General features: G+C 56.3%; 17 protein-coding genes. 6 read left to right on the forward strand and 11 right to left on the reverse strand.

Features of this window, described 5'->3' with window-relative positions:
- Positions 1-61: 61 nt before the first annotated feature.
- The 6 genes from atpB to mnmG form a co-directional block, all read right to left on the reverse strand.
- Positions 62-931, reverse strand: coding sequence for a F0F1 ATP synthase subunit A (gene atpB, locus KW062_RS00750; protein WP_027616703.1), 870 nt, complete (start codon positions 929-931; stop codon positions 62-64).
- A gap of 16 nt (positions 932-947) precedes the next feature.
- A complete protein-coding gene (locus KW062_RS00755) occupies positions 948-1,355 on the reverse strand; it encodes a F0F1 ATP synthase subunit I (RefSeq protein ID WP_027616702.1) in 408 nt (135 codons plus the stop codon).
- 148 nt (positions 1,356-1,503) lie between these two features.
- Positions 1,504-2,376, reverse strand: coding sequence for a ParB/RepB/Spo0J family partition protein (locus KW062_RS00760; RefSeq protein WP_027616701.1), 873 nt, complete (start codon positions 2,374-2,376; stop codon positions 1,504-1,506).
- Positions 2,377-2,385: 9 nt separating this feature from the next.
- On the reverse strand, positions 2,386-3,183 hold the full coding sequence (locus KW062_RS00765; RefSeq protein WP_027616700.1) for a ParA family protein: 798 nt from the start codon (positions 3,181-3,183) through the stop codon (positions 2,386-2,388).
- A gap of 18 nt (positions 3,184-3,201) precedes the next feature.
- Positions 3,202-3,846 carry a 16S rRNA (guanine(527)-N(7))-methyltransferase RsmG gene (gene rsmG, locus KW062_RS00770; protein ID WP_027616699.1) on the reverse strand — a complete coding sequence of 215 codons (645 nt, stop codon included), beginning with the start codon at positions 3,844-3,846 and terminating at the stop codon, positions 3,202-3,204.
- On the reverse strand, positions 3,843-5,741 hold the full coding sequence (gene mnmG, locus KW062_RS00775; RefSeq protein ID WP_027616698.1) for a tRNA uridine-5-carboxymethylaminomethyl(34) synthesis enzyme MnmG: 1,899 nt from the start codon (positions 5,739-5,741) through the stop codon (positions 3,843-3,845). The genes rsmG and mnmG overlap by 4 nt, the downstream gene beginning before the upstream one ends.
- 591 nt (positions 5,742-6,332) lie before the next feature.
- Between mnmG and KW062_RS00780 the strand changes: the two genes are divergently transcribed.
- From KW062_RS00780 to KW062_RS00790, 3 genes are all read left to right on the forward strand, one after another.
- Positions 6,333-6,839 carry a sigma-70 family RNA polymerase sigma factor gene (locus tag KW062_RS00780; protein WP_027616697.1) on the forward strand — a complete coding sequence of 169 codons (507 nt, stop codon included), beginning with the start codon at positions 6,333-6,335 and terminating at the stop codon, positions 6,837-6,839.
- Positions 6,839-7,783 carry a FecR domain-containing protein gene (locus KW062_RS00785; protein WP_105753726.1) on the forward strand — a complete coding sequence of 315 codons (945 nt, stop codon included), beginning with the start codon at positions 6,839-6,841 and terminating at the stop codon, positions 7,781-7,783. Before KW062_RS00780 ends, KW062_RS00785 begins: the two co-directional genes overlap by 1 nt.
- Before the next feature lie 115 nt (positions 7,784-7,898).
- On the forward strand, positions 7,899-10,334 hold the full coding sequence (locus KW062_RS00790; protein WP_105753526.1) for a TonB-dependent siderophore receptor: 2,436 nt from the start codon (positions 7,899-7,901) through the stop codon (positions 10,332-10,334).
- 43 nt (positions 10,335-10,377) lie between these two features.
- On the opposite strand, the gene mnmE is transcribed toward KW062_RS00790, so the two are convergent.
- The 5 genes from mnmE to rpmH all read right to left on the reverse strand — a co-directional run bounded on the left by mnmE (position 10,378) and on the right by rpmH (position 14,303).
- A complete protein-coding gene (gene mnmE / locus KW062_RS00795; RefSeq protein WP_105753525.1) occupies positions 10,378-11,748 on the reverse strand; it encodes a tRNA uridine-5-carboxymethylaminomethyl(34) synthesis GTPase MnmE in 1,371 nt (456 codons plus the stop codon).
- A 79-nt stretch (positions 11,749-11,827) separates the two neighbouring features.
- On the reverse strand, positions 11,828-13,510 hold the full coding sequence (yidC, locus tag KW062_RS00800; protein WP_027616693.1) for a membrane protein insertase YidC: 1,683 nt from the start codon (positions 13,508-13,510) through the stop codon (positions 11,828-11,830).
- A gap of 2 nt (positions 13,511-13,512) precedes the next feature.
- On the reverse strand, positions 13,513-13,758 hold the full coding sequence (gene yidD, locus KW062_RS00805) for a membrane protein insertion efficiency factor YidD (RefSeq protein ID WP_010465488.1): 246 nt from the start codon (positions 13,756-13,758) through the stop codon (positions 13,513-13,515).
- On the reverse strand, positions 13,751-14,152 hold the full coding sequence (gene rnpA, locus KW062_RS00810; RefSeq protein WP_027616692.1) for a ribonuclease P protein component: 402 nt from the start codon (positions 14,150-14,152) through the stop codon (positions 13,751-13,753). The genes yidD and rnpA overlap by 8 nt, the downstream gene beginning before the upstream one ends.
- Positions 14,153-14,168: 16 nt before the next feature.
- Complete coding sequence (gene rpmH, locus KW062_RS00815; RefSeq protein ID WP_003213577.1) at positions 14,169-14,303, reverse strand: 50S ribosomal protein L34; 135 nt, start codon at positions 14,301-14,303, stop codon at positions 14,169-14,171.
- A gap of 564 nt (positions 14,304-14,867) precedes the next feature.
- Here rpmH and dnaA point away from each other — a divergent pair.
- From dnaA to recF, 3 genes are read left to right on the forward strand one after another with little or no spacing between them, the layout of a single operon-like run.
- Positions 14,868-16,379 carry a chromosomal replication initiator protein DnaA gene (dnaA, locus tag KW062_RS00820; protein WP_105753524.1) on the forward strand — a complete coding sequence of 504 codons (1,512 nt, stop codon included), beginning with the start codon at positions 14,868-14,870 and terminating at the stop codon, positions 16,377-16,379.
- Between the two features lie 39 nt (positions 16,380-16,418).
- Positions 16,419-17,522: a DNA polymerase III subunit beta gene (dnaN, locus tag KW062_RS00825; protein ID WP_027616690.1), complete on the forward strand. Its 1,104-nt coding sequence runs from the start codon at positions 16,419-16,421 to the stop codon at positions 17,520-17,522.
- Positions 17,523-17,542: 20 nt separating this feature from the next.
- Positions 17,543-18,646 carry a DNA replication/repair protein RecF gene (recF, locus tag KW062_RS00830; protein WP_105753523.1) on the forward strand — a complete coding sequence of 368 codons (1,104 nt, stop codon included), beginning with the start codon at positions 17,543-17,545 and terminating at the stop codon, positions 18,644-18,646.
- Position 18,647: the final 1 nt, after the last annotated feature.

Here is an 18,647-nt window from a genome sequence, read left to right on the forward strand (position 1 = left end):
AGCCCGTTATGGGCCCCCTCCCGCCGAGACGAGAGGGACATCAGACTAGCCTAAGCCAGCCTTAATGGTTCTCTTCGTGCGCCATCGACAGGTAGACAATGGTCAGCATCATGAAGATAAACGCCTGCAGGGTGATGATCAGGATGTGGAACACAGCCCACGCCCACTGCAGAACAATGCCCAGGCCGCTAAGCCAGAGCAGACCACTGCCGAACATCACAGCGATCAGAATGAACACCAGCTCGCCGGCATACATGTTGCCGAACAGACGCAGTGCCAGCGAGATTGGCTTGGCGATCAGCGTCACGAACTCCAGCAGGAAGTTCACCGGAATCAGCAGGGCTTGAACGAAGATGTTCTTGCTGCCGAACGGGTGCAGGGTCAGTTCGCCGATGAAGCCGCCGATGCCCTTGACCTTGATGCTGTAGAAAATGATCAGTGCGAACACCGAAAGAGCCATACCCAGGGTAGCGTTCGGGTCAGTGGTCGATACGGCGCGGAATGGGATGTGCGGATCGCCGCTGATCGCCATGGCCAGCTGAGGAATCCAGTCAACCGGGATCAGGTCGACGGCGTTCATCAGGAAGACCCAGACGAAGATGGTCAGTGCCAGCGGTGCGATCACCGGGCTACGGCCATGGAAGCTGTCTTTCACGCTGCCATCGACGAATTCGACCAGTACTTCAACGAAGTTCTGCAAGGCACCTGGTTGACCGGAAGTTGCTTTCTTTGCCGCCATGCGGAAAAGAAGAACGAAGATCAGACCCAATGCGACCGACCAGCCGAGAGTATCGACGTGGAAAGCCCAAAAGCCCATTTCCTTGGCTTCTGCTGCGGTGTGGGCAAAACCCCAGCCGCCGGTAGGATGCTGACCGAAAGTCAGGTTCTGCAAGTGGTGCTGGATATAGCCCGAAGCGGTTGTCTCTGCCATGGTTGCCTCAAACGCCCTAAGGTCTCGAAAGTCTTGTTCTCATCAGCAGGGGAGCGAACCAGCTGACCAGTTGGGTCAACACAAAGACACCGAAGACTGCTAACGGCGCCAATGGCTTCACACCTGCGAACGTCAGTGCAAACAGCACTGCCGTTAAAATCAATTTGCCCGCCTCGCCGGCATAAAAAGACCGGACGATGGCTTGAGCTGCTCGGGCGCCGGTAAACCGAAATGCCCTATGAGCGAAATAAACATTGGGAAGCAAGGCTATCAGGCCTCCGCAGAGTCCCGAGTACCCGGCTACGACACCCTGCCATTGCCAGAGCGCCAAAGCGGCCAATAGCAGAATGACAAATTGCGCCAGTAACACCGGAAAAACCGCCAAGCGATGGAACGGCAAGCGGTTTGGCGTGCGTGTCTCCATCACTCTTGCTCCTCAAAGGTCGGCTGCCAGAACGCAATGACTTGGCATAATTTGTGCCGACAAAATGCGCGCAGAGTATAGGGGCGGTTCAGCCCCTATTCAACTGTCAGGTAGTGATTTCCGACTGCACGCTACATGAGGAAATGTTTCAGCGGATGTGTGCAAGGACACCTTGAAGCTCATCCAATGAGTTATAGCCAATTACCAACTGGCCCTTTCCCTTCTTCCCGTGGCGAATCTGCACCGCAGAGCCTAGGCGCTCGGCCAGGCGCTGTTCGAGACGAGCGATATCCGGGTCCGGTTTGGCAGGCTCCACGGCTTCAGGTTTGCCACTCAACCACTGGCGAACCAGTGCTTCAGTCTGTCGGACGGTGAGCCCACGTGCGACAACGTGTCGCGCCCCTTCAACCTGTTGATTTTCCGGCAAACCCAGCAAAGCACGGGCGTGACCCATTTCCAGGTCGCCATGGGACAACATGGTCTTGATGACTTCCGGCAACGCAATCAGACGCAACAGGTTGGCCACGGTCACCCGGGATTTACCCACGGCATCGGCGACCTGCTGCTGGGTCAGTTGGAATTCCTGCTGCAAGCGCTGCAGCGCAACGGCTTCCTCGATCGGATTGAGGTCTTCGCGCTGGATGTTCTCGATGAGCGCCATGGCGACGGCGGTTTCATCCGTCACTTCGCGGACCATCGCCGGGATGGTCTCTTGGCCGGCCTGCTGGCTGGCGCGCCAACGGCGCTCACCGGCAATGATTTCGAAGCGACCGCCACCAATGGGACGCACCACGATGGGCTGCATGACGCCCTGGGCCCTGATCGACTGCGCCAGCTCTTCCAGCGCCTGCGGATCCATGTCACGCCGCGGCTGGTATTTGCCACGTTGCAGCAAATCCAGGGGCAGGTGCTGCAGCTCCCGCTGCTCCGCCTGCACCGCCTGTTCTTCCAGTGCGCTGACAGTCGGACCACTCAGCAGTGCATCCAGTCCACGTCCGAGACCTCGTTTCTTGACGGCCATGGGGATTCCTTAAGTTGCCTGAGCTGCGGTGGCACGTGAATTTTTGCGTTGGCGGCGAACCATCTCGCCAGCCAATGCCAGGTAGGCAATGGCGCCACGCGATGATTTGTCATACGCCAATGCCGGCATGCCATAGCTCGGCGCTTCGGCCAAGCGGATGTTGCGCGGGATGACCGTGTCGTACAGCTGATCGCCGAAGTGTTCCTTGAGCTGGGCCGATACATCGTTCATCAGGCTCAGGCGCGGGTCGTACATCGTACGTAACAGGCCTTCGACTTTCAGATTCGGATTCAGCAACTCGGCGATACGCTTGATGTTATCCACAAGGTCGCTCAGGCCTTCGAGGGCAAAGTATTCGCACTGCATGGGGATAATTACCCCATCGGCGGCAACCAGCGCATTGAGTGTGAGCATCGACAGCGACGGCGGGCAGTCGATCAGAATGTAATCGTAACTCTCGCGAATCGGCGCCAGGGCGCTGCGCAGACGACTTTCCTTCATCTGCATTTCCAGCAGCACCACTTCGGCTGCTGTCAGGTCGCGGTTGGCCGGCAATAACTGGTAGCCACCGTGTTCGGAGTAATGCATGGCCTGGGCCAGGTCGCATTCGCCGATCAACAGGTCGTAGACCGAGTTTTCCAGGCCGTGTTTATCCACACCGCTACCCATGGTGGCGTTGCCCTGTGGATCAAGATCGATCAGCAGTACCCGGCGCTTGGTAGCGACCAGCGATGCTGCGAGGTTGATGCAGGTGGTGGTCTTGCCCACACCACCCTTCTGGTTCGCAATCGCGAATACCTTAGCCATTCTTGCTTGTGTTCCCAATCATGCCGTGCGGCGCAGTATCAGCAGATGGCGTTGGCCTTGGCAACCAGGGACGGCCAAGGCGTGTTCGCTATCGAGGTGGAAGTCTGCCGGCAATGCTACCAGCTCATCCGCGGGATGAACGCCCTTCATTGCCAGCCAACGTGTGTCGCGGTCGCCAAGATGGCGGGTCCAGTTGCTGAAGTTTTCCATGCTGCTGAAGGCCCGGGAAATGATCCCGTTGAAAGGCAACGGCGGCTGGAAGGCTTCGACGCGACTGTGGATAACTTGCAGGTTATCCAGCTTGAGTTCGAGTTTGACCTGGGTCAGGAAGCGGGTTTTCTTGCCGTTGCTGTCCAGGCAGGTGACCTGCGACTCCGGAAACAGGATAGCCAACGGAATGCCGGGCATGCCGCCACCGCTGCCAACATCCAGCCAACGGCCATTTTCGATAAACGACATGACACTCAGACTGTCGAGCAAATGGCGGGAAACCATTTCATCCGGGTCACGCACAGCGGTGAGGTTGTAGGCCTTGTTCCATTTGATCAACAACGCCAGATAACCCAGCAGTTGTTCCTGCTGGGTCTCACTCAGGTTGACGCCCAATTGGCGAGCACCTGTGGATAACTCTTCGGCGTGTTGCGGGGTGACCAACGAACTCAAGCGCTTTGCTCCAACTGACGGCCTGCGCCGCGTTTTTTCAAATGAATCATCAACAACGAAATGGCCGCCGGAGTGACACCCGGAATACGTGAAGCCTGGCCCAGGGTCTCCGGGCGGGTCGCGCCCAGCTTGCTCTGGATCTCTTTGGAAAGGCCGGAAATGCCCGTGTAATCGATATCCACAGGCAATTTCGTGTCTTCGCTGGCACGCAGGCGGGCGATTTCGTCCTGTTGACGGTCGATGTAGCCGGCGTACTTGGTCTTGATTTCCACCTGTTCGGCAACCTGTGGGTCCTCGGCGCCTTCACCGGTGACCGAGATCAGCCCAGCGTAGTCGATTTCCGGACGGGTCAGCAGGCTCAGCAGGCTGTACTCGTGGGTCAGCGGCGTGCCGAATTTTTCCGCAATGGCATCGCCCTGCGCAGTACCGGGACGGACCCAGGTGCTTTTCAGGCGCTGTTCTTCAAGCTCGATGGCTTCACGCTTGTTGCAGAATGCGGCCCAACGCACGTCATCGACCAGGCCCAGTTCACGGCCCTTCTCGGTCAGGCGCAGGTCGGCGTTGTCTTCACGCAGAATCAACCGGTATTCCGCACGGGAGGTAAACATCCGGTACGGTTCCTGGGTTCCCAGGGTGATCAGGTCGTCAACCAACACCCCGATGTACGCTTCGTCACGACGCGGGCACCAACTCTCCTTGCCCTGCGCACGCAGAGCGGCGTTGGTCCCGGCCAGTAAACCCTGGGCGCCGGCTTCTTCGTAACCGGTGGTGCCGTTGATCTGGCCGGCAAAGAACAGGCCGCCAATGACTTTGGTTTCCAGGCTGTACTTCAGGTCACGCGGGTCGAAGTAGTCGTATTCGATGGCATAGCCAGGGCGCACGATATGGGCGTTTTCCATACCGCGAATCGATTGCACGATCTGCAATTGCACGTCGAACGGCAGGGATGTGGATATCCCGTTCGGGTACAGCTCGTGGGTGGTCAGACCTTCCGGCTCGATAAACACCTGGTGGCTTTGCTTGTCGGCAAAGCGGTGGATTTTGTCTTCGATCGACGGGCAGTAACGTGGACCAATGCCTTCGATCTCACCGGCAGCCGAATACATCGGCGAACGGTCGAGGTTCGCGGCAATGATTTCGTGGGTACGGGCGTTGGTGTGGGTAATCCAGCAACTGACCTGCTTGGGATGCTGTTCCTTGTTGCCCATGAACGACATCACCGGGATCGGCGTATCACCTGGTTGCTCGGTCATCACCGAGAAATCCACAGAGCGGCCGTCAATGCGTGGTGGCGTACCAGTTTTCAGGCGACCCACACGCAGCGGCAGTTCACGCAGACGGTGAGCCAAGGCAATCGACGGCGGATCACCGGCGCGACCGCCGGAAAAATTCTGCAACCCAATGTGGATAAGTCCACCGAGGAAGGTGCCGGTGGTTAACACCACCGAATCCGCGAAGAAACGCAGACCCATCTGGGTAACGACACCGCGTACCTGGTCCTGCTCGACGATCAGGTCATCCGCAGCCTGCTGAAATATCCACAGGTTGGGCTGGTTTTCGAGAATCTCGCGCACGGCTGCCTTGTACAGAATACGGTCGGCCTGGGCGCGAGTAGCGCGCACGGCTGGGCCTTTGCGACTGTTCAAGACGCGAAATTGAATACCACCTTTATCAGTGGCCATGGCCATCGCGCCACCGAGGGCGTCGATTTCCTTGACTAAGTGGCTTTTGCCAATCCCGCCAATCGCGGGATTGCAGCTCATTGCTCCGAGGGTTTCCACGTTATGCGTCAGCAATAGGGTTTTCACCCCCATACGTGCTGATGCAAGTGCTGCCTCGGTACCGGCATGACCGCCGCCGATGACGATCACTTCAAAACGGGAAGGGAAATCCACCACGCACCTCGTGCCTGCTGCAGTTAGGTAATCAGAAAGAGTTTGGGCTCAGGTTTTTGGACCTGGTCGACAAGTATAGGGACTTCGCCCTTCCTAAAGAACCCTTTGCACAAAATTTAACCAGCTGTGGGTAAGTCACAAACAATAGAAATTAAAAAGAAAGAAATTTATAAAAGCTTTGTTTTTATGTTTATTTCTATGCACCTACCATTCTGTGGATAAAATGCTGAAGCCCTTTTATTCCGGTGTGTACAGAGATTCAAAAGTCTGTGGTCATTTAGTCAGGAGGGCATGGGATAAGCAGCATAAGCCTGTGGATGAATGGGGTGCTTATCCACAGAGGCAGTTTTCCTCAGTTTTTAGGGTCTGTTATCAACTGAGCTCAATGGCAGTTATTCACAGGGCTTATCTGATTAAAAACTGCTCAACCAGCTGAATCTGCAAAAAAGAGCTGCCCACGGGTGAGCCGCTGATCTGTCTCGGAGGACATCAGCCATCAAGGTTCAGAGGATGAAAGGCAAGGCCTTCTATTGTGGGGGGCTGCAACAAAAGCTAATAATATCTATTATCATTAACTTGCCATTCATCCTCATGTCCATGCCATCCCACACCGCTGCAATCGAGCGAATCTACGTGCAACACCATTCGTGGCTGTATGGATGGTTGAGGGCGAAACTTAACGACGCTTGCGATGCGGCGGATGTGGCACAGGACACGTTTGTACGAATCCTCGTCTCCCGCAACGCGAGCCAGATTCGGGAACCCAGGGATTATCTGGCGACTGTGGCAAAGGGCTTGGTGATCGATCGCTATCGCCGGCGCGCCATTGAGTTGGCTTATCTGGAAACACTGGCGGCTCGACCTGTAGCGACAGCGATCAGTGAAGAAGACAAAGCCGTGATCATTGAAACCCTTGTCGCTGTGGATAAAGCGCTGACCAACCTTGGTGCCAGGACTCAGCGAATCTTCATGTTGTCGCAGATTGAAGGCCTGACTTATCAACAGATCGCCGCACAGATGAAGGTATCTCTGACCACGGTGAAGAAACACATGATCCGCGCGTTGACTGAATGTTCGATGATCATGGCGACGCTCTGATGGCGGCCTCTCCTGATCGCAAGGTTTTTCAGGCGGCAGCTACCTGGTACGTGCAGTTTCAGGCTGAACCGCCTACCGCCGTGCAACGCCAGGCATGGCAAAACTGGATCGACAGCAGCCCGGCGAACCTGGCCGCGTGGAACCAGATGGAGCAGATCCAACGAAATCTACGCGGATCTCGTGACCTGTCGCGCCGGGCATTGTCCTCCACCCAACAGCGTCGCCAGGTATTGAAGCTCCTTATGATCGCGGCCGGAACCGGTTATCTCGGCTGGAATGTGCAACAGCACACTCCATTGAGTAACGTCTGGGCGGATTACCGAACCAAAGTGGGCCAACGCCGCTCAATCGATCTGGCCGATGGCACTCGGATACATCTCAATACCGGTACGGCCATCGATGTGGTGTTTGACAACAAACAACGATTGATCCGCCTGCGTGAAGGAGAAATCCTCGTTCGCACCGGCAAGCTCGGTGATCAGCGTCCGTTCTTTGTCGAGACTCTCGAAGGACGGATCGAGGCTTTGGGCACTTGCTTCTCGGCACGGCACTTGGCGGGAGTGTCGCGAATCGGCGTACTTGAAGATCAGGTCAGGCTGTATCCGGCAAAGCACCCTGAACAGGCTCGCTTACTGGTCGCAGGCGAAAGTGCCGATTTCGATAGCAGCAACGTAGGCGCCATTCATCCCTATCGCGCCACGCAAGCCGCTTGGATCAATGGTCAATTGATCGTTCTCGACGTTCCACTGGGAGAGCTCCTCAGTGAGCTGGGCCGTTATCGAGCCGGGGTCATGCACTGCGATGAGCGCGCCGCGGGCCTGCGCGTATCTGGGACTTTCCGCCTGGATTCGACCGATGCGGTGCTGGCCAATCTACAAGCGTCGTTGCCTGTCAGCGTCGATTATTTCACTCGTTACTGGGTATCGATCAAACATAACGGCTGAACGAGTTCTGACTGAAAAAAATGTCGATTCAGGGTTATCTTTTTTTTTCCAGGAACGGCCCTACAGGTAATCGCGATCCAACGCGGCATTTGCCACCTTCAGGGTTTACCTACTCATGCGACTTTCGATTTTGCGCAAGCGTTTTACCCCCCATTGCATTGCTTACAGTCTGTTGATGACCTGTGCCGCCAGTTGCGCTCTGGTCGCTCCCCTTTGCATGGCTGCCGATGCCACGCAGCGTTACAGCATCGCGGCGGGTTCGGTGGATAATGCACTGAGTCAATTTGCTGCGGCAGCGAACGTGATTCTGTCATTCGCACCTTCGCAGACCACGACACTGCGCACTTCCGGATTGAACGGCAATTATTCCGTCGAGCAGGGCTTTTCGATTTTGCTCCAGGACTCCGGTTTGATGGCCGTACCCGCAGGCCCCGGCAGTTACATCCTGCAGCCGCAACCCGAGGCTGGCACGCTGGTGCTTGGGGCAACCAATATCAATGCCCAACAACCGAATGAGATGAACCTCGATTACGCCTCGGACACGGGATACAAGGCAAATAACAGTCGTGTTGGCAGCAAAACCAGCACTCCGCTTTCCGAAACACCGCGCTCAATCTCGGTCGTCACCGCCCAGCGCATGAAAGACCAAAAATCCCAGACCCTGACTGACGTCCTCGGCTATGTGCCAGGCATCTTTGCGCCGCCGTTCGCGGCAGGTGACAGCTTGGCAGGAGACCTGTTTTTCATTCGTGGTTTCAACGCGACCGATTACGGCTATGGCTTGCTTCGTGATGGTCTGCGAGTTCAGGGCAACCGATACGACACCACGACTGAACCTTATGGCCTGGAACGCGTTGAAGTATTCCGCGGTCCGTCATCACTGCTCTATGGCGAGAACGCTCCGGGAGGACTGGTCAATCTGGTGAGTAAACACCCGACGGCAGCCCCACAAGGCGAAGTACAGCTCAGTTACGGTTCGAACAATCGCCGGCAATTGGGCGTTGATGTTTCCGGCCCGGTTAACGACAACGAAAATGTTCTGGCCCGAGTGGTGATGCTGGGGCGCAATGCTGACACCCAAACCGACCATGTACCGGATGATCGCATTTACATCGCCCCTTCCCTGACCTTGAATTTTGATGAGTTCAACACGCTGACCTTACTGGCGAATTACCAGAAGGATCACACCAATATGGAACTCGGTCTGCCGGCGGCTGGCACCCTGCTGAGCAACCCCAACGGCCAATTGTCCAAGGACACCATGCTCGGTGATCCTGACTGGAATACTTTCGAACGGGAAACCTGGAGCACCGGCTACGAATTCAGCCACAGCTTCAATGACGACTGGCAGTTCCGGCAGAACTCGCGCTACATGCAGTCGCGCATCACCCGTCATGAAACCTGGCCGGGCAGCTTGAACAATGGTGGTTTCGGCACGCGCGTGAACATGACCGCTTATGATCGCTTCAACAAGTCGATGATCTACTCACTGGATAACCAACTCGAGGGCAAATTCCAGCTCGGCGGATTGCAGAACACCGTGCTATTTGGTGGCAGCTTTGACCGTACGTCGTTCAATCAGGACTGGAATGCGGGCCTGGTGGGGCCGATCGATATCTATAACCCGGTCTACCTTGGCGACCCGACAACGCCGATCGCTGTGCAGAACACCTTGCTTGAACAACAAATGAAGGGTGTTTATGCACAGGTGCAAAGCAAATACGACCACTGGCTGTTCCTGCTCGGAGGGCGCCAGGATTGGGTCGACAGTGATTTTCGTGACAAGGTCGCCAGCGCGGGCAATATCAGTTCCGAGGACCGCAAGTTCACCTACCAGGGCGGCGTGATGTATCAGTTCGATAACGGACTGACGCCTTATGTCAGCTACTCCACCGCCTTTGTCCCGGTACAGCAGATCTCCAATGCGGGTCAGCCGCTGAATCCGATCACCAGCAGTCAGTACGAAGTGGGCCTTAAATACGATCCGGTGGGTTGGGATACGTCGTTTACGGCATCGGTGTATGACCTGCGCAAGAAAGATGACACCTACTTCGACGCAACTACCTCCACCTATCGTCAGGTTGGTGAAAGCCGCTCTAAAGGTATGGAACTGGAGCTGAACAGCAATCTCACGCCAAACCTGAATCTCACGGCAGCCTATACCTATACCGACGCCAGGATTACCAAAGATGCACAGACATCTCTGGTCAAGGATCACCAAATGACCGGCGTACCACGTAACCAGGCCTCGGTTTGGGCTAAATACCGCTTCCTCGAGAGCAGCCTCAAGGGAATGTATGTCGGCGGCGGCATCCGGTACTTTGACAGCGCATTTGCCTACACCTCGCCCTCCCTTTACGGAAAACTCGATGCCGGCGATGTCACCTTGGTGGACGCGGCCATTGGCTACCAGATCGACCGTCACTGGACCGTGGACCTGAACGCGAAAAACCTGTTCGACAAGGAATATGTGTCAGGCTGTAACGACGCTGGCCGATGCTACTGGGGCGAAGACCGCTCTCTCTTGGGATCGGTGTCCTATAACTGGTAAGCGATAACGCTGGAGCTGTGGATAACTCCCACAGCTCTAACGGTTATTTGCCAATGCAGAAACTGGAAAAAATCCGGCCCAGCAAATCATCCGAGCTGAATTCACCAGTAATTTCACCCAGCGATTGCTGTGCCTGACGAAGATCTTCAGCCAGGAGCTCGCCGGCGCCGGCCAGTGTCAGCTGTGCATGACCGTGTTCAAGCGAAGCACTGGCATGGCGCAGTGCCTCAAGGTGACGACGGCGAGCGCTGAAACTGCTCTCTGACGTCTGCTCATAGCCCATGCAAGCCTTAAGATGGTCGCGCAATAGCTCCAGGCCTTCACCGGCCGACTTGGCGCTCAGGCTGATGGTCACGTGTCCATCGTCGCAAACCTGCAGTTCAATCGCTTCCCCGGTCAGGTCCGCCTTGTTGCGGATCAACGTCACTTTGCCTGGGTCCGGGCGCTGCTCGAGGAATTCTGGCCACAAGGCAAAGGGGTCCAGGGCTTCAGGCGCGGTCGCGTCGACGACCAGCAACACGCGATCGGCCTCGGAAATGGCCTTCAACGCCCGTTCAACGCCGATTTTCTCGACCTGGTCATCGGTATCGCGAAGCCCTGCCGTGTCCACCACATGCAACGGCATGCCGTCGATGTGGATATGTTCGCGCAGGATATCCCGGGTCGTGCCGGCGATTTCCGTGACAATGGCCGCTTCACGACCTGCCAGGGCATTGAGCAAACTTGATTTTCCGGCATTCGGCCGGCCGGCAATTACGACCGTCATTCCGTCACGCAGCAATGCGCCCTGCCCGGCTTCACGCAGAACGGTGGATAACTCTTCGCGTACCGCGTCTAGCATGCTCAGGACATGGCCATCGGCGAGGAAGTCGATCTCTTCTTCCGGGAAATCGATCGCTGCTTCAACGTAAATGCGCAGCGCAATCAACTGCTCGGTCAACTTATGCACACGTTGCGAAAAAGCGCCCTGCAGGGAGCGCAACGCATTGCGTGCGGCTTGCGCGGAGCTGGCTTCAATCAGGTCGGCAATCGCTTCAGCCTGCGCCAGGTCGAGCTTGTCATTGAGGAACGCACGCTCGCTGAACTCACCCGGCCGCGCCAGGCGGCAGCCCAGTTGCAGGCAACGCTGCAGCAACATGTCCAGGACGATCGGGCCACCGTGCCCCTGCAGTTCCAGCACATCTTCGCCGGTGAATGAGTTCGGCCCAGGAAAGTACAAGGCAATGCCTTCGTCCAGTACGTCCTGTTCATTGCTGAAAAACGGACCGTAATGGGCGTAGCGCGGTTTCAGCTCGCGACCGCTGATGGCCTTCGCCGCAACGCTGGCCAAAGGCCCGGAAATACGAACGATACCGACGCCTCCACGGCCTTGGGCGGTGGCGACGGCGGCGATGGTTTCACGAGGAGCGCTCATAAACCGATATCTCGATAAAAATGGCAGATAGCAAAACGCCCCACGAGGGGGCGTTTTGAATGGTTACACACTGACCGGATTAAGCCTCGGCTTTTTTCGTCGCGGCTTCGATCTTGCGAGTGATGTACCACTGTTGCGCGATCGACAGGCAGTTGTTGACTACCCAGTACAGTACCAGACCCGCTGGGAACCACAGGAAGAAGAAGGTAAAGATGATAGGCATCAGCTTCATCACCTTGGCCTGCATCGGATCCGGAGGAGTCGGGTTCAACTGCTGCTGGATGAACATGGTTGCGCCCATGATGATCGGCAGAATGAAGAACGGATCCTTGATCGACAGGTCAGTAATCCACAGCATGAATGGCGCCTGGCGCATTTCCACGCTTTCCAGGAGTACCCAGTACAACGAAAGGAATACCGGCATCTGCACGAGGATTGGCAAGCAACCACCCAGCGGATTGATCTTCTCTTTCTTGTACAGCTCCATCATGGCCTGCGACATTTTCTGCCGGTCGTCGCCGTGCTGCTCTTTCAGTGCAGCCAGTTTCGGTGCCACTGCACGCATGCGCGCCATGGATTTGTAGCTGGCCGCCGACAGCGGGAAGAAGATCCCTTTGATCAGCATGGTCAGGAAGATAATCGACCAACCCCAGTTACCCACAATCGCGTGGATGTGCTGCAGCAGCCAGAAGATCGGTTGAGCGATGAACCACAGGATGCCGTAGTCGACCGTCAGTTCCAGGCCTGGGGATAACTCTTTGAGTACCGCCTGGCTTTTCGGACCGGCGTACAGGGTAGCGCTGGTTTCAGCCTTGGCGCCTGGCGCAACGGTCAACGCCGGGCCAGTGAAGCCAATGATGTAGTTACCTTGGCTGTCCTTGCGAGTCTGCACCACGTTGCTGTCGTTCTTGGCTGGAATCCAGGCAGTCACGAAGTAGTGTTGCAGCCAGGCCACCCAACCACCGTTAACAGTTTCTTTCAGTGCGCCCTTGTCGATATCTTTCATCGACACTTTTTTGTACGGCTCGGCACTTGTCCACAGGGCCGCGCCCAGGTAAGTGGCGGTGCCAGTGGCGGTAGTGGACGATGGATCTGCACTCGCGTCACGCTTGAGCTGGGCAAACAGGTTGCCGGTCCAGGCCTTGTCACTGGTGTTGTCGATCAGATAAGTCACTTTCAGATCGTACAAACCGCGAGTGAAGGTGAAGCGCTTGATGTAATTGACCCCTGCATCGCTGAATTTCAGGTCAACGTTCAGCTCATTCTGGCCATCAGCCAGTTGATAAGTCTTCTTTTCGGTCGAGTAAACCGGACGGCCGGTAGGTCGTGCGTCCGGACCGTTGGTGCCGGTCAGGCCACTTTGTGCCAGATACGTACGTTCGCCGCCGTTATCAAACAACTGGAACGGAATTTCTGGATGGTCCTGGCGACGTGGATACAGCGGCAGCATCAGCTGGGCAACATCACCGCCTTGAGGATCGATCGCCAGATCGAGCACATCCGTTTTAACGTGGATGAGATCTTTATTGGCAATTACCGGAGTTTCGGTAGGGGTGCTGGTATCGGCATTCGCGCTGGGTACATCGGCACTGGCGGCAGCATTGTTACCAAGAGGGACGTCCGGAATAGCCGGTGCATTCTGATTGGCAGCAACATTCTGAGTCGGCAGGGCAGCCTGGCCATAATCCTGGTTCCATTTAAGAACCATGACGTAGGACACGATTGCCAGGGCGACGATCAGGATCGTGCGTTTAATATCCATGATTACTCGGCCATCGAAGAAGAACGGGAGGTAGGGATAGGTGGAACCGGGTCATAACCACCGGGATTCCACGGATGACAGCGACCTAAACGACGAAAGGTCAGCCAGCCACCGCGCAGAAGGCCATGATTTTCGATGGCTTCATACGCGTAGCAGGAACAACTGGGGTAGAAACGACAGTGACTGGCCATCAGAGGACTAATGGCGTAGCGATAAAACTGGATCGGAACGAGTGCCAGTTTACGCATCGGTGCTGTCTACCCCTACAGTTTCGGTTTTGACTGCTGGGACTGGCGTGTTACGTGCCAGGCGCTTCCAGAGTTTGCCGAAATGCTGAATCAATTCGGGGTTTTCTACGTCACCCAAACCTTTGCGCGCGACGATAACGATATCCCACCCAACCAGAACATCCTGGTGGAGGCGAAATGATTCGCGCATCAGACGTTTGAGGCGATTGCGCTGAACGGAGAGCTTTACACTCTTTTTCCCGATAACCAGCCCTAGACGGGGGTGATCGAGATCGTTGGCGCGTGCAAGGAGCAGGAGATTTTTCCCCGGAACCTTGCCGGTAGGGGAGTCAAAGACTGCCTTGAAATGCCGGGGGGTCAGCAAACGCTTTTCCCGACTGAAGTCCTGACTCACCTCCAGTACCGGATTATCAAACTGCCAGACGCGCACGACCTTTGGCGCGACGACGCGACAGGACTGCGCGGCCGTTCTTGGTAGCCATGCGAGCACGGAAACCGTGGGTACGAGCGCGTTTGATAGTGCTTGGTTGGAAAGTACGTTTCATGTCGTGTTACCTGGTTCGTCCACAACGGGCCGGAATGGCCCCCGTTTTAAGAGACCGGGGATTCTAGAGAAAGCAAGCCTCTAGGTCAATTTCCAACCAGCGTTTCCTTTAAATGGTCTTTCCGGGCCGTTTCGTTGAAAGCGGCCGAACAAAATATAAAAATAAAGAAGGAAAGTATTTAAAGCTTTTCTGTAAAGCTTATAAAAGCTAGGCCCGTCGTTATCTGTGGATAAGTGACCTTAGCCCTTCTATCTTGGGCTGTACAGAGAATGACAACTACCGTGGAAAACAGTGGCAAGCCTGTGCTGCAGTAGCGGATAAGGTGTGGATGGAATCTACTGTTATCCACAGGCAGGTTATCCACTGAGTTTTGCCCTCACTTGTACAAAGACCTCAGACGGGTTTATCCACAGGGCTTATTCACAGACCGCTGGTCGTGTTTTTTACCGATAAAACCTTGTTTCTTCTGAACCTGTAAGCAACCTACGTGTGGATAAGTCTGCGTCCGGTCGCTACAATGGCCGCTTGTTTTTGCCTCACCGGCTTTCAACTTAGGGGATATCCGTGTCAGTGGAACTTTGGCAGCAGTGCGTGGAGCTATTGCGCGATGAGCTGCCTGCCCAACAATTCAACACTTGGATCCGTCCACTACAGGTCGAAGCCGAAGGCGACGAGTTGCGTGTCTACGCACCGAATCGCTTTGTTCTCGACTGGGTCAATGAAAAGTATCTGGGCCGTGTGCTCGAACTGCTCGATGAGCATGGCAACGGCATGGCGCCGGCGCTGTCCTTATTAATAGGTAGCAAGCGCAGCTCGGCACCGCGCGCGGCACCGAATGCGCCATTGGCTGCTGCGGCCTCGCAAGCCCAGGCTGCAGCTGCGCCGGTCAGCACTCCTGTGCCTGCTGCACCGAGCAAAAGGTCCACGCAAAAAGTAGTCGAGGAAAGTGAAGAGCCTTCTCGCGACAGCTTTGACCCGATGGCAGGCGCCAGTTCGCAACAGGCTCCGGTGCGTGCGGAACAGCGCACCGTGCAGGTTGAAGGTGCGCTCAAGCACACCAGCTATCTGAACCGCACCTTTACCTTCGAGAACTTCGTCGAAGGCAAGTCCAACCAATTGGCGCGTGCGGCAGCCTGGCAAGTGGCGGACAACCCCAAGCATGGCTATAACCCGCTGTTCCTGTACGGCGGTGTCGGCTTGGGTAAGACTCACTTGATGCACGCTGTGGGTAACCATCTATTAAAGAAGAACCCGAATGCCAAGGTCGTGTACCTGCATTCCGAGCGCTTCGTCGCAGACATGGTCAAGGCGTTGCAGTTGAACGCCATCAACGAGTTCAAGCGTTTCTATCGCTCGGTTGATGCTCTGCTCATCGATGACATTCAATTTTTCGCCCGCAAGGAACGGTCGCAGGAAGAGTTTTTCCACACCTTCAACGCCCTCCTTGAAGGCGGCCAGCAGGTCATTCTCACCAGTGACCGCTACCCGAAAGAAATCGAAGGTCTGGAAGAGCGTCTGAAGTCGCGGTTTGGCTGGGGGCTGACGGTTGCCGTCGAGCCGCCGGAACTTGAAACCCGTGTCGCCATTCTGATGAAGAAGGCTGACCAGGCGAAAGTTGACCTGCCACATGACGCTGCATTCTTTATTGCCCAGCGCATCCGCTCCAACGTCCGTGAGCTCGAAGGCGCCCTGAAACGGGTCATCGCCCACTCACACTTCATGGGTCGCGATATCACTATCGAGTTGATTCGCGAATCCCTCAAGGACTTGCTGGCATTGCAGGACAAGCTGGTCTCTGTGGATAACATTCAGCGCACCGTCGCTGAGTACTACAAGATCAAGATTTCCGACTTGCTGTCCAAGCGCCGTTCGCGTTCGGTGGCCCGTCCACGTCAAGTGGCCATGGCCCTGTCCAAGGAATTGACCAACCACAGCCTGCCGGAAATCGGCGACGTGTTTGGCGGTCGCGACCACACCACGGTTTTGCACGCCTGCCGCAAGATCAACGAACTTAAGGAATCCGACGCGGATATTCGCGAGGACTACAAGAACCTGCTGCGTACATTGACCACTTGATGAACACCAGCGCAGCTTATTAAGGCAAGGGACTAGACCATGCATTTCACCATTCAACGCGAAGCCCTGTTGAAACCCCTGCAACTGGTCGCAGGCGTCGTCGAGCGCCGACAGACCTTGCCGGTACTTTCCAACGTGCTGTTGGTTGTCGAAGGCCAGCAGTTGTCGCTGACCGGTACCGACCTGGAAGTCGAACTGGTCGGTCGTGTGCAACTTGAAGAGCCTGCCGAGCCAGGCGAAATCACTGTGCCGGCGCGCAAGCTGATGGACATCTGCAAAAGCCTGCCCAACGACGCGCTGATCGACATCAAGGTCGATGAGCAGAAGCTCGTGGTCAAGGCCGGCCGTAGCCGTTTCACCCTGTCGACGCTGCCTGCCAACGACTTCCCGACTGTGGAAGAAGGTCCTGGCTCGCTGACGTGCAGCCTGGAACAAAGCAAACTGCGTCGTCTGATCGAACGCACCAGCTTTGCCATGGCGCAGCAGGATGTTCGCTATTACCTCAACGGCATGCTCCTTGAAGTGTCGGCCGGGGTTATTCGTGCGGTGGCTACCGATGGACATCGCCTGGCCATGTGCTCGATGCAGGCCGACATCGGTCAGCCAGACCGTCATCAGGTGATCGTTCCACGCAAAGGCATCCTGGAACTGGCGCGGTTGCTCACTGAGCCGGACGGTAACGTCAGTATCGTCCTGGGACAGCATCACATTCGCGCCACCACCGGCGAGTTCACCTTCACCTCGAAGTTGGTCGATGGCAAATTCCCGGACTACGAGCGCGTCCTGCCGAAAGGTGGCGACAAGCTGGTACTGGGTGATCGTCAGGCACTGCGTGAAGCCTTCAGCCGTACAGCAATTCTGTCCAACGAAAAGTACCGCGGCATCCGCCTGCAATTGGCCAATGGTCAGTTGAAGATTCAGGCCAATAACCCGGAACAGGAAGAGGCGGAAGAGGAAGTTGGCGTTGAGTACAACGGCGGCTCGCTGGAAATCGGCTTTAACGTCAGCTATCTGCTGGACGTGCTGGGCGTGATGACCACCGAGCAGGTGCGCCTGATTCTGTCGGACTCCAACAGCAGTGCGCTGGTGCAAGAGTCCGACAACGACGATTCGGCTTACGTTGTCATGCCGATGCGTCTGTAAACATGTCCTGTATCCGCTAGATGTCCCTCAGTCGTGTTTCGGTCACCGCGGTGCGCAATCTGCACCCGGTGACCTTCTCCCCCTCTCCCCGCATCAATATCCTGTACGGCGCCAACGGCAGCGGTAAAACCAGTGTGTTGGAAGCCATCCACCTGCTCGGTCTTGCCCGTTCGTTCCGTAGCACGCGCCTGCTGCCGGTTATCCAGTATGAGCAGTTGGCCTGCACTGTCTTCGGTCAAGTCGAGTTGGCCGAAGGTGGTCAGAGCGCGCTCGGTATATCGAGGGATCGCCAAGGAGAGTTTCAAATTCGCATCGACGGGCAAAACGCCCGCAGTGCTGCGCAATTAGCAGAAATCCTGCCACTTCAGTTGATCAATCCTGACAGCTTTCGCTTGCTGGAAGGCGCGCCGAAGATTCGTCGGCAGTTCCTCGACTGGGGCGTGTTTCACGTGGAACCGCGTTTCATGTCGACTTGGCAGCGCCTGCAGAAGGCTCTGCGCCAGAGAAACTCTTGGCTTCGGCATGGTACACTTGACGCCGTTTCGCAAGCGGTTTGGGACAGAGAATTGTGCCAGGCCAGCGCTGAAATTGATGAATACCGTCGCGGCTATATCAAAGCCTTGAAACCAGTCTTTGAACAAACTTTGAGCGAACTCGTTGAACTCGAAGGTTTGACGCTGAGCTATTACCGGGGTTGGGACAAAGAGCGTGAGCTGAGTGCCGTGCTCGCTGCGTCCGTTCACCGGGATCAGCAAATGGGGCACACCCAGGCCGGACCACAACGCGCTGATTTGCGCCTTAGATTGGGCGCCCACAATGCTGCGGACATTCTGTCTCGCGGACAGCAAAAGCTGGTGGTCTGTGCGTTGCGAATTGCCCAAGGGCACTTGGTCAGCCAAGCCCGGCGCGGCCAATGTATTTATCTGGTGGATGATTTGCCGTCGGAACTGGATGAGCAACACCGCCGCGCGCTTTGCCGTTTGCTGGAAGACTTACGCTGCCAGGTATTTATCACCTGTGTAGATCACGAATTATTGAGGGAAGGCTGGCAGACGGAAACGCCAGTTGCCCTGTTCCACGTGGAACAGGGCCGTATCACCCAGACCCACGACCATCGGGAGTGAA

Source organism: Pseudomonas fluorescens, from assembly GCF_019212185.1.
Lineage (GTDB): Bacteria > Pseudomonadota > Gammaproteobacteria > Pseudomonadales > Pseudomonadaceae > Aquipseudomonas.